The sequence below is a fragment of the Sphingomonas sp. S-NIH.Pt3_0716 genome (genome assembly GCF_003950715.1).
GTDB lineage: Bacteria > Pseudomonadota > Alphaproteobacteria > Sphingomonadales > Sphingomonadaceae > Sphingobium > Sphingobium yanoikuyae_A.
Genome location: NZ_QLJK01000031.1, coordinates 1 through 12479, shown reverse-complemented (window position 1 = coordinate 12479; position 12479 = coordinate 1). Strand labels below are relative to the sequence as shown.

The following is a 12479-nucleotide window of genomic DNA, read 5'->3' as shown; positions in this document are numbered from 1 at the left end:
CGGAGAGGCTATTCATGTATTTCAGGAAGATGGGTGCCGCCTGTATGGCCGGCGCCATGGCCTGTACCGCGCCCGTCGCGCTGGCACAGGATCAGGCGGTTGCCGATGTCGATCCGCCATCGGTCCAATCGGACGCGCCGGCCCCATGGCAACCGCTGGCAGCGGAGGGGGTAACATTGTCGCTCAGCTATACCGGCGAGGCGGCGACCAATGTATCGGGCGGGCTTCGCCGCGATGCGACCCATGCCGGGCAGGTCTATGTCGGCGCCGAACTAGATCTTGACCGGATGATCGGCATCGATGGCGCGACGCTGCATTTTGCCGTCACCAATCGCCATGGCAAGAATCTTTCCGCCATGGCGATCGGCAATAATACGTCGGTGCAGGAAATCTATGGCACCCAGAATACCCATCTGGCGATATTGACCTGGCAGCAGAGCTTCCTGGACGGGCGACTGGATATCGAGGCCGGGCGCAGCCAGGCGAACATCCATTTCCTCAACTCGCCGCTCTATTGCCATTTCCAGACCAATTCGGCCTGCGGCAATCCGACCTTCGTCTTCAAGAACAGCAATTTCACCTATTTCCCGGCATCCAGCTGGATGGCCCATGCCAAGCTGCATGTGACGCCACAGGTCATGCTGCATGCCGGCGTTTACGAAGTGAGCCCGGACCGCAAGCGCGCAAGCGACCATGGTTTCAATTTCAGCACGAAGAATGCGACCGGGGTGATCATACCCTGGGAATTAAGCTTTAGCCGGGATGCAGCCGATGATCGGCTGCCGGGCCATTATGTTCTGGGCGGCTGGTTTGATCGTGGCGACTATGCCGATCCGCTGCGGGACGACCAGGGTGGCATTGCGATCCTGACCGGGCGACCGGCGGCGACGCGGAACGGGCGGTCGGGCCTCTATGCCCGCTTCGATCAGCAGCTGACCCGTCCCGATCCGGCCTCGCCGCGGGGGTGAGCATCTTTGGCGTGGCGATGATCAACCTGTCCGGCCAGGTCGAGGAAAGCCGTTATCTGGGCATGGGGATCGTACAGACCGGTACCTTCGCCGGGCGTGATCAGGACACGATTGGCTTCGCCATCAACGATCAGCGTTTCAGCGACCTGGCGATCCAGCGGATGAACGCCGCGCGGGTTGCGGCGGGCGGGCGTGCCGATATTCGTCGCCATCAATATATGATGGAACTGGCCTATGGATTGCAGGTCAACCCGGCAATCCGACTGTCGCCCAACCTGCAATATATCCTGCATCCCGACCAGACCGGGGCGCCCGATCGCACGCGGAACATCCGGAATGTCTTCATCCTGGGATTTAAGTTCACCGTGGATGCGATGCAACTATTGTTTCGCTAATGCCATTATGATTGCATCGATCTGCAATCATCATTTCTCTGATCGTGTGCTCTAGCCGCCAATAGGCTAAATTGGAATTTGATGGGTGCGGCTTTGTAATTCCAAAGATGAGAACATCTGGTTTAGAAGGATTGAGGATTATACTTCCGCCAAGGAGGCGACGGCATCGCTTTTGAGCAAAGAAATCAGGTTCGGTGCGTAGGTAGAGAATAGCGGAAGCAAGCCAGCGCCTATCGCAGGAGCCTTTTCCCCATTCTCGCCAATCTTGAGTTCTGGGCAGAAGAAATCGCGGGGGGCGGTCTTTTGGATAGTATTTTTGACGCGTTCTGACAGATGGCGTAACTGGGTATGTGGTAGTCCGCCCCCGATGACCACGGCATCAAGGTCTAGAAGGCTGTTCGCGCTAATAATCACGAATGCCAGCGCCTCAGCGCAGTGTTTCAACCACGCTTCCCAAGCCGGATCGTGTTCGCCTTCCCCACTGGTTGTCATCTGGTACAGGGAGGCGGCGTGTAGGAGGAAGTCCGTGCTGGTACCTTGAGGAATTGGCATTGAGGCAAGAGCCCCAGCATTGCCGTTTTTACCGCGCTTGATCTCTCCGTTCAGGATAAGGCCACCGCCAACGAAACTCCCGATATGGACATAGAGGAAATTGGTCAGCCCCACGGCTGATCCCGACATCAGTTCGGCAAGGGCGCCTGCATTGCCGTCATTTTCGAAAATGACCGGGCCATCCAGTTCCTTCTGGAAATACTCCTCGAGCCCTGGTGCTGCCCAGGCAGCGGCCTGCTGGGCCGCGATGCCCGCCTCTTCGCGCCATTCGCCGATGAACCAGGGCATGGCGATGCCGAAACCCAGAAAGCCTTCGCGCTGTTCTTCCCTTAGCTGCGGCAAATGTTTTTGCGCAAAGCATTGGATAAGCTCCACGGCACTGGCGGGGCTGGGATAGGATGTAGTCGTGCTTTCGCAGGCGATGATGCGGCCATCAAAATCGAGCATGGTGCAAACCAGCCGATCGCGGCCGATTTCAGCTCCGATGGTGCAGCCACTGCCTCCGTTGATGCGGTAGATGATCGATGGCTGTCCCATGCCTCCTGTGCGCTTTCCGGCCTTTATCAGTCGCCCTTCGTCAGCAAGGCTTTCGACAATTCGGACAGCCGCCTGCGGTGAGAGACCGGTTATCCTGGAAAGGTCGGCCTTCGAGGCACCGTTGAGCCGTCGCACCGTCGCGAGAATGAGGCGCTCATTATACCGTCGCACGCCCACCGCATTGCTGCCACGCTTGTTCACCTGCGACTCCGCTCAATATATCGGCAGCAAGATGATGCGCGATAGGTGTGGTGGTTTGGAACAGCCTTGCTCCAAATGGCAAGGGCGAGTCATGGCAAGAGCTGCTTGACAGACTAAATCACATTGATAGATTTAGTCTGTCAGGTAGCAGATTCGAGTTTGAGACTATGGCAGGGCGGGCAGCATAGTTCCTTGTCATTTGGCTTCGTTCGGACCTGCGGGCGCGCGGCGGCTGAGAACCTCTCCTTTCTTCCACTGCGAGCGCCTGACCAACCCGACAAAGCTCGTCCAAACCGGACGGGAAGTGCCCAGTTTCCAGACTGCACGCTGGAAATGTAAGGGGGGAGGATAGGGGCTTACAGCCCAGATCCTCCCCCATTTTTTTGGGAGGTACGGGCCCCTCTTACAATCGCAAAGAATGTGATTGACAGACTAAATCACATTTGTAGATTTAATGGAGTCGCAAGGGCGGCTGGCAAGCACGAATACGTGCTGCAGGACAGGGAAGAGGATGACCTTGGAGGCTATTCCACATAATTTTTTACGCAGATTGCATGGCGCCTCGACGGTGTCCTGTTTCTGGTCATGTGTGGAGCAGGCGGCGCGCCATGCCCGCAGTCAATTCTTTCCCCTTAAAGCTTCATCCCCGGCCCTGTTGGGGGCGGGACAGCTTGTCGTGCGAGTAAAACATGCAGAATGACAACCTTCTCCTGGGTGCCATCGAAGCGGGGGGTACGAAATTCCTCTGCGGCATCGCCGACCGCAATGGGCGCGTCATCCGGCAGCAACGGATCGCCACTACGCTCCCTGCAGATACGCTGGGTGCGGCCACCGCATTCTTCGAGCAGGCCGAACTCGACCTGGGACGGTTGTCCGCTTTTTCGATCGGCAGCTTTGGTCCCCTGTCTCTCAATCCAGTCGCGCAGGACTATGGTTCGATCACATCGACGCCCAAGGCGGGGTGGCAGGATGTCGACCTGCTTGGTCATTTTGCCCGGACGATCGATGCGCCGATGGCGCTCGATACCGATGTCAACTGTGCGGCAGTCGGCGAAAAGCTGTTCGGCAGCGGGCAGGGGCTCGATACCTTCTGTTATGTGACGGTTGGAACCGGCATTGGCGTGGGTCTGCTGATCGATGGTGCGCCTCATGGCGGTGCTAATCATCCCGAGGCGGGGCATATCCGACTGCCGCGTGCTGCGGGCGATGAGCTTTTTGCGGGCATTTGTCCTTTTCATGGCGATTGCCTTGAAGGTCTGGCTTGCGGCCCAGCAATGCGCGCCCGCTGGGGTGTTCCAGCTGAGCAACTTCCCCCAGATCATCCTGGCTGGGAGATTGAAGCGGACTATCTTGGCGGCCTGTGCGCGACATTGACCTACATCGTGCGCCCCGACCGTATCATCATCGGCGGTGGCGTCATGGAGTCTCCCGGCATGTACCAGCGCGTACGGCGCGCTCTGAACGGTAAACTTGCCGGCTATGACGCCAGTATGCGCGCCCTCGAAATGGACGACTATATCGCCGCACCCACGGCGGGCGCATCGGCGGGACTGACCGGCGCGTTCGCGCTCGCCTATCGGACCGCGACACGCCAGTGGCCGATGCACTGGTCTGTCGAACTTCCGTCATCTTCCAATCAATCCTCTCTCTCAGGAGCTGCACTTGCATAGTCCTTCCCTATCGGATCACGCGGCTCACAGGATGGCAGGGCCGAGCGACGCTCGGGTGACCGGTGCAATCGTCCTGAGCGCAGCCGGCGCGGCGCTTGGTGGCCTCTTGTTTGGTTTTGATACTGCCGTGATTTCTGGCACGACCTCGGCGCTGCAGGCGCGGTTTGGCCTGAGCGATGGCATGCTGGGCTTTACGGTTGCATCCGCTCTGATCGGTACCGTACTCGGCTCGCTGGTGGCGGGCGCGCCGGCTGACCGGTTCGGTCGGCGTGCGGTCATGCTTGCAGTTGCGATCTGCTATGTTGTGTCGTCGCTCGGCACGGGCCTGGCGGGCAGCTGGGGCACGCTCCTGGCCTTTCGGTTCCTGGGAGGTCTGGCGATTGGCGCTGCCTCGGTGGTTACGCCGATCTATATTGCCGAAGTTTCTCCAGCGCGTTTCAGAGGGCGGCTTGTTGCGCTGAACCAGCTCAACATCGTGATGGGCATTTTGATTGCTTTTCTATCCAATTACCTGATCGCCAATCTCGCCCCTGAACAAACCGCGTGGCGGTGGATGTTCGGCATCGTCACCCTTCCGTCAGCACTGTTCCTTGCCGTTAGTCTCCTATTGCCGGAAAGCCCGCGCTGGCTGGCGATTCATGGGCGGGGGCCGCAGGCGCTGGGCGTCATGAAAAGGCTGGGATTTCTCGATCCGACGGATGAACTTCGTCATATCCAGGAGGCCGAGGCCCGTCTTGATCGATCCATCGCACCGGGCCTGTTTCAGGCCGCCTATGCTCGCCCGGTCGCCTGCGCCATCGCAATTGCCATGTTCAACCAGCTCTCCGGTATCAACGCGCTGCTTTATTACGCGCCGCGTGTCTTTGAACTGGCCGGTGCAGGCTCTGACAGCGCGCTGCTGCAGTCTATCGCCATTGGCGGCACCAATCTGGTTTTTACCATCTTGGCGCTGTTTCTGATCGATCGCTTCGGTCGCAAGCCACTCCTGTACACCGGGTCGATCCTTTGTGCCGTAGCCCTGCTTCTCGTGGGCTATCAGCTGGAAAGCTCTGATCCCGACGGCACGTTGATCCTTGTTGGTCTGTTGGGTTTCATCGCCGCCTTTGCCGTGTCGCAAGGCGCTGTCATCTGGGTGTTCATTTCCGAGGTTTTTCCCAGCGCGGTGCGCGGCAAGGGGCAGGCGCTTGGCAGCACGACCCATTGGGTCATGGCTGCTGCGATCACCTGGGCCTTTCCCGTATTTGCAGCCCGGGTCGGTGGTTGGGTCTTTGCCTTCTTTGGCGCGATGATGCTGCTCCAGTTCATCTGGACCTGGAAGGCGATGCCCGAAACCAACGGTGTCGCGCTCGAAGACATGGACCTTGGGAGTGCGCAGGCATGATCAGGACGCTTTTCTTGATGACCGCTACAGCTCTGATGGTTCCGGCCGCAACCCAGGCGCAGCGAGCCGATCCTCGCCCGGCATATCATTTCGCGCCCAAGCGCAACTGGATGAATGACCCCAACGGTCTGGTCTATTTCGAAGGCGAATATCATCTCTTCTATCAATATAATCCCCATGGTGACCGCTGGGGGCATATGAGTTGGGGTCATGCCGTCAGCCGGGATCTTGTGACCTGGGAGGAATTGCCGGTCGCCATCCCGGAGACCGCCGACGTCATGGCGTTTTCCGGCAGCGCAGTGATCGACTGGAAGAATAGCAGTGGCCTGGGCCGTGACGGTAAGCCGCCGATGATCGCGGTCTACACCGGTCATAATCCCAAAGCCAAACTGCAGTCCCAATATCTTGCCTATAGCAATGACCGCGGACGAACATGGACCGTACATGGCGAGGTGCTGAGTGTGGGATCTCCGGAATTTCGGGATCCCAAGATCTTCTGGCATGAACCGACAAAGTCATGGGTCATGGTCGCTGTCATGGCGACCGAAAACCGCGCCGTCATCTTCACGTCACCCAATCTCAGGCAATGGACCTTTGCCAGCAGTTTCGGTCCGGCGGGCGGCCGAGGACGAAATTGGGAATGCCCCGATCTCAATCTCCTTCCCGTCGAAGGCGGAAAGCCCGGAGAGCAGCGCTGGGTGCTCAGCGTCAATCTGGGCGACCAGGCTGTGGGCGGCGGTTCGGGCGGCCAATATTTCGTGGGCGACTTTGATGGTCGTCGCTTCACGCCTGTCGAAGGGTGGGGCGGGGAACCGGTCTGGACGGATTATGGCGCCGATTTCTACGCGGCGGTCGCCTGGAATGATCTTCCCAAGGACGACCCTCGCCGCATCTGGATCGGATGGGCCAATGACTGGCGTTATGCCGAGGCGATACCCACCTATCCCGCCCGCGGCATCATGACTGTACCGCGCAGCATTTCCCTGAGGAAAACCGCCGAGGGCTATCGGCTGACGCAGCGGCCGGTGCAGGAACTGGAACAGTTGCGAGGCGGCAAACAGGCCGTGCGTCAATTGTCGCTGGGCGAAGAACCCGTTCCGCTCCCCGTCGAGGGTGGTGCCATTGATCTTCAGGCCAATCTTTCATTGGGACAAAGCGAGCAGGTGGCGATCACGCTGACCGATGGCGAGGGTTATCAGATGGTGATCGGCGTCAATCCGACGGTAAACGAGGTCTTCATCGATCGTTCGCGCTCTGGCCCGCATTTCCACGACGGGTTTGCAAACCGTCATGTGGCGCCGGTTGACCTGAGTAAGGGCAGGGTGTCTCTTCGCCTGCTTGTGGATGAATCGATCGTCGAGCTGTTCATCAACGATGGTGAGCAGACGATCACTGATCGCTTCTTTCGCGGTTCAGGAACCCTGCGCTGGAGCGCTTCTGCGCGCGGCGCACCTGCAATCATGGATATCACTGCATGGCCGATCAGGCCGGAGGTGTCCCGCTGACGATCACGCCACACGAGAGCTGAACAGCTCGATCACCATCGGATGATTTTGAATTTCCGCTGCATGGACAGTCGGAACGCAGCTTCGCGCGGCCTGCATAGTAATAAACAAAGGGAGGATAATCATGATATTCAAGGCAGTGGCACTACTTGGATCAACGTCGCTCGCATCGCTTCTGCTGGCTGCGCCGGCCATCGCGCAGGATGCAGGCGGTAACGCGGCTTCGGCAAAGAAGAAAGGCGAGGAGACGATCGATTCCGCGTCGGTTCCAGACATTGTCGTAACGGGTTATCGTGCCGCGCTGGGCTCTGCGCAGGACATGAAGCGCCAGTCCGATGCGATTGTCGATGCGATCGTGTCGGAGGATATCGGCAAGCTTCCTGACAATAATGCGGCTGAAGCGATCTCGCGCGTCGTGGGTGTGCAGGTGCTACGCTATAATGACGAGGCGGGTGTGGTGCTTGTCCGTGGACTTCCGGACGTGAACACGACCTTCAACGGACGGGAATTCTTCACGGCTGATGATCGTGTACTACATCTGCAGGATTTCCCGGCTGGCGTGGCCGCAGGTTTGGAGGTCTACAAATCGGGCACGTCCGATCTCATCGAGCCAGGGCTTGCCGGCTTGATCAATTTGCGTGCGCGTCGGCCGTTCGACGTCAAGGACACGCAAATTGCCGGCGAAGTGCGCGGATCCTATAATGACCAGTCCAAGGCCTTCGACCCTTCCGCCAACCTCCTGTTGACCAAGCGCTGGGATACGCCGATCGGCGAGATCGGTGCGCTCGTCAATTTCAGTTATGTCCGGATGACCTACCGCAACGCCGATCGTTATGCCGATTCCGCTATCATCAGCCCGCTGGGCTTTGGTGCTGATGACCCCGCCGATGACATGACCGTTACGACGCCAGGCGTGGGCAATTTCCGCTTTCCTGCCAATGCCGGCAATTTCTACGAGAAGGGCGTTCGGCATCGGCCCGCGATCAATGGCGCGATCCAGTGGCGACCGACCCCCGATCTGGAAATCTATGCGGAAGGCCTTTGGCAGGCCTATCGGGGCAAGGTTCTTCGAGATGGTTTCAACGTCAATTTCGAGCGTCGCAGCATCGATGGCATCGCCCCGACACTGAGCAATGTGGTCCTAGTCGAAGGCGAGCCCCTCAAGGCGGCAAGCTTCACCAAGACCGGCGGCTATGTGCCCGAATTCTTCCGGTCCACCCAGGACGACCAGACCGACACCTATCAGGCGGCACTGGGATTCAAATGGAAGACCGACCGAGCCACCTTGTCGGGCGACTTCGCCTACACCTACAGCAAATATGAGGCGGACGAAGACAGCGTCGATGGCCAGCTCGCCAGCGCGCCGACGATCAATGTTGAATGGGACGTCAAGGGTTCGGCCATCTTCGATCTGGGTGACTTCGACAAGACGAACCCCGCCAACTATATCTGGCGCGGCTATTATCAGCGGCATTTCGTCACCAAGGGTGATGGCGTGCAGGGACGGCTCGACCTGGATCTCGATACCGATTTTGACTGGCTGCCCAAGATCCAGGTCGGCATTCGGGCGAGCGACCGCACTGCGCTCATGCAGAATAACAACCGCTACGCCTACACGGCTGGCCTGGGTCTCCCGCTCGCGAGCCTGCCGACAGGCGAGCTTGAACTCATCAATGATGGCTTCCGCGGCGATCCGCAGCGCTTCCAGAACTGGCTGGCACCGACCCGCGGTTCCATCCGGGACAATGTGGAAGCGCTGCGGCAGCTGGCCTATGCGTCTGTGCAGCAATTGACGATCATGTTCCCTAATGACGGTGGTATCCGCGACGCCGTGACCAAGTTCGCGACCGAGGAAATACCGTTCGATCCGCTCAATGGCTTCACTGCCAAGGAAAAAAGCTATGCCATGTACGGCCAGGGCAAATATGAGTTTGACCTTGGGGATGTCGCTGTCGACGGTACATTCGGCGTTCGCGTCGTCAACACCGATGGCCGCTATTCCGGCTTCTCACGGGTAAACGGCTCTGATGGCACATCCCAGATCGTCCCGCAGGTATCGCGCCAGAACTATCTTGATGTCCTGCCTTCGTTTCAGACCCGGATCCGATTGACGCCCGAATTCCAGGTGCGACTGGCCTATAACCAGACCCGGACGCGGCCGAGTTTCGGCCAACTCAACCCATCCCTCAATATTACCCGTAACAGCCCTGGTCCTGACGGCTCGCCGCCGCAATATGCCGCATTTGGCAACGGCGGTAATCCGAACCTCAAGCCGCTGACGTCGAAAAATTATGACGCGACGCTCGAATATTATTTCTCCAAAAATGGGTCGGCGACACTCGCAGTCTTCTACCGGGATCTCCAGGGCTTCATCAGCAACTACACCCGGGACGTGATGGACCCGGATTACGGCCGTATCCAGATCAACCGCCCGGAAAATGCCGGTAAGGGCGAAATCAAGGGGGCCGAAGCGTCCTTCCAGACCTTCTTCGATTTCCTGCCAGGGTTCCTGTCCGGCTTTGGCGTCCAGGCCAACGTCACCTATCTCGACGGCACCAATGCACTTCCAACGGTGCTGGGTGAAGGCGCTCGCCAGGTACGGATTACCGGCCTTTCGAAATGGGCTTATAATCTGACCGGATTTTACGAGAAGGGACCGGTGTCTGCCCGTCTGTCCTACAATCACCGTTCGAGCTACATCAACAGCTACAACCGGAACTCGAACGAGGATCAATATGCCGGGGAAATTACCCGCGGCATTTCGCGCCTCGATTTCTCCGCCTCCTATGAAGCGATCAAGGGAATTACGCTCGTCGGCAATGTGAGCAATATCCTGGGCAAGCCGTTCAACAATTATCGCTATTATAACGAAACTCAGTATTTTCCCCGCGATCTTAGGGTTGAGGGGCGTTATTTCAGCCTGGGTGTCAGGTTCAAAATGTAGTCCAGGTGCATTGTTGTAGGGGGTGAGGCACTTGTCTCACCCTCAAAACCTGGAGAGCGGACTTCTGGAATCGATTCATCATCCGATCCATTAGGTTGACGTATTCAAAGACTATCCCACGCGGTTTTGAATCGGGCTATGCGCAGTCTTCAACAAAAGACTACGTGGGCAGTCTGAAGCAAGTTCATGGGGAATTATGATCATTCTCGGCGACGAAGTTGAAGATGTTGTGACCGATACGGGTGGCTTGATGCGCATCCATCTTTTTCGCCCTGCTCGAGAGGGGCGGTTTCCTGCTCTACTATTCTTTTCGGAAATATATCAGGTCACGGCGCCAATCAGAAGGATCGCTGCATTTTTAGCCGGACAAGGGTTCCTGGTGGCCGTTCCGGAAGTCTATCATGAATATGAAAAGGCGGGCACGGTCCTGCCATATAATTCTGAAGGGACCGACAGAGGCAATGCGCTCAAGTTTCTCAAGCCGGTCGGTGCCTTCGATGCAGATGCCCGCGCGGGTCTTGATTTCCTGACTTCTCATCCGTCATCGACCGGACAGGTCGGCACGATTGGTAAATGCCTTGGGGGCCATCTGGCCTTGCGTGCGGCATTTGATCCTCGGGTGAAGGCGGCAGCCTGTTTTTATCCAACGGACGTCCATAGCGGAACATTGGGGGAAGGACGAAGCGACGACACATTTGCCAGGTTGATCGAGCTACGCGCTGAGACGCTGTTCATATGGGGACGGCAGGATCCTCATATTCCTTTTGAAGGGCGCGAAAGGATTCGCTCGCGGCTTGAGGCAGTCGGGGCGAGCTACGAATGGCTGGAGTTCAATGCCGCACATGCTTTCATGCGCGATGAAGGTCCTCGCTATGATCCTGCTCTGACTGTGCGCGCGCTCTTGGCATCCATCGCGCTATTCCAGCGAGCACTGTGAATACGAATACGCGGTGAATGCCATGGGCCAGCTCTCATGTTAGCCCTCAAATAGATTTCAGAAGGTGAGAATAAGCTGTGGGTCGTCGCCGAACTGAAGATAATTCCGCGGGCCTTTCCAAGGCGCCTGCGATCACGCAGAATCCCGACATCCGTTATCTGGGACGCCTGCTGGGCGATGTCATTCGGGCCTATGGCGGGGACAAACTCTACAAGCAGACCGAATATATCCGCTCCGCCTCGGTCGACCGCGCGCGCGGGCTGCAGGGCGCCGACCTGACCGACACGGGCCTCGATGCCCTCAATCTCGACGACACGCTCAACTTCACCCGCGGCTTCATGCTGTTCTCGATGCTCGCCAATCTGGCCGAGGATCGGCAGGGCGTGGCGGCGGAACCGGGCGCCGATGTCGCCTCCGCGGTAGCCAAGCTCGAATCGCACGGCATCGGCAAGGATGCGGTGCTGGAATTGCTGTCGCACAGCCTGATCGTGCCGGTGCTGACCGCCCACCCGACCGAGGTGCGGCGCAAGAGCATGATCGATCACAAGAATCGCATCGCCGACCTGATGCAGCTCAAGGATGCCGGGCGAACCGAGACGGATGATGGCGAGAATCTGGACGAGGCAATCTTCCGCCAGATCGCGCTGCTGTGGCAGACGCGCCCGCTGCGCCGCGAGAAATTGTTCGTGCAGGACGAGATCGACAATGTCCTGACCTATTTCCGCGACATCTTCCTGCCGACGCTGCCAGCGCTCTATGGCCGGTGGGAACGGGTGCTGGGCGCGCGGCCGCACAGTTTCCTGCGGGTCGGCAACTGGATCGGCGGCGACCGTGACGGCAACCCGTTCGTCCAGGCGCCGCAGCTGCGATCGGCGCTGGGCCGTGGCTGCGAGGCGGCGCTCGCTTATTATATGGAATCGATTCATGCGCTGGGCGCGGAACTGTCGGTCTCGACCGAGCTTGCCCATGTGCCCGAAGCTGTGCTGGCGCTGGCGGAGGCGAGCGGCGACACGTCGCCCAGCCGGCAGGATGAGCCCTATCGCCGGGCCATTTCGGGCATCTATGCGCGGCTGGCGACCACCTATGTCCATCTGGTCGGCAAGGCGCCGCCGCGCCCGTCGGCACTGAAGGGCGAGCCTTACGCCGCGCCGGGCGATTTCCGCCGCGACCTCGTCACCGTGGCGCAGGGGTTGGCGAGCGAGGGTGATGGCGCATTGTCGACCGGCGGCGCGCTCGGCCGGCTGATCCGCGCGGTCGAGACGTTCGGCTTCCATCTCGCCACGCTCGACATGCGGCAGAATAGCGATGTGCATCAGCGCGTCGTTGCCGAACTGCTGAAGGTCGCCGGGGTCGAGGCGGATTATGCCGGGCTCGACGAATTTGCCCGCA

General features: G+C 59.0%; 7 protein-coding genes and 1 pseudogene. 7 read left to right on the top strand and 1 reads right to left on the bottom strand.

What is annotated here, in order from left to right; translation table 11 throughout:
* Positions 1 to 14 precede the first annotated feature (14 nt).
* Positions 15 to 1363: pseudogene (locus tag BRX37_RS20920) on the top strand (carbohydrate porin).
* Between the two features lie 138 nt (positions 1364 to 1501).
* Here BRX37_RS20920 and BRX37_RS20915 read toward each other — a convergent pair.
* Positions 1502 to 2653 carry an ROK family transcriptional regulator gene (locus BRX37_RS20915; RefSeq protein WP_017503299.1) on the bottom strand — a complete coding sequence of 384 codons (1152 nt, stop codon included), beginning with the start codon at positions 2651 to 2653 and terminating at the stop codon, positions 1502 to 1504.
* A 689-nt stretch (positions 2654 to 3342) separates the two neighbouring features.
* On the opposite strand from BRX37_RS20915, the gene BRX37_RS20910 reads away from it, so the two are divergent.
* The 6 genes from BRX37_RS20910 to BRX37_RS20885 all read left to right on the top strand — a co-directional run.
* The gene (locus tag BRX37_RS20910; protein WP_063975918.1) at positions 3343 to 4323 is read left to right on the top strand and encodes an ROK family protein; all 981 of its coding nucleotides are present in this window, start codon (positions 3343 to 3345) and stop codon (positions 4321 to 4323) included.
* Positions 4324 to 4354: 31 nt separating this feature from the next.
* On the top strand, positions 4355 to 5704 hold the full coding sequence (locus BRX37_RS20905; protein WP_051887020.1) for a sugar porter family MFS transporter: 1350 nt from the start codon (positions 4355 to 4357) through the stop codon (positions 5702 to 5704).
* Entirely contained in the window at positions 5701 to 7209 is a 1509-nt protein-coding gene (locus tag BRX37_RS20900) for a GH32 C-terminal domain-containing protein (protein WP_318276829.1), read from the top strand. Before BRX37_RS20905 ends, BRX37_RS20900 begins: the two co-directional genes overlap by 4 nt.
* A gap of 124 nt (positions 7210 to 7333) precedes the next feature.
* A complete protein-coding gene (locus BRX37_RS20895) occupies positions 7334 to 10153 on the top strand; it encodes a TonB-dependent receptor (RefSeq protein ID WP_125989220.1) in 2820 nt (939 codons plus the stop codon).
* 196 nt (positions 10154 to 10349) lie between these two features.
* Entirely contained in the window at positions 10350 to 11090 is a 741-nt protein-coding gene (locus BRX37_RS20890; RefSeq protein WP_125989218.1) for a dienelactone hydrolase family protein, read from the top strand.
* 77 nt (positions 11091 to 11167) lie between these two features.
* Positions 11168 to 12479, top strand: a 1312-nt coding sequence (locus BRX37_RS20885; RefSeq protein ID WP_125989217.1) for a phosphoenolpyruvate carboxylase, incomplete at its 3' end; no start/stop codon positions are given.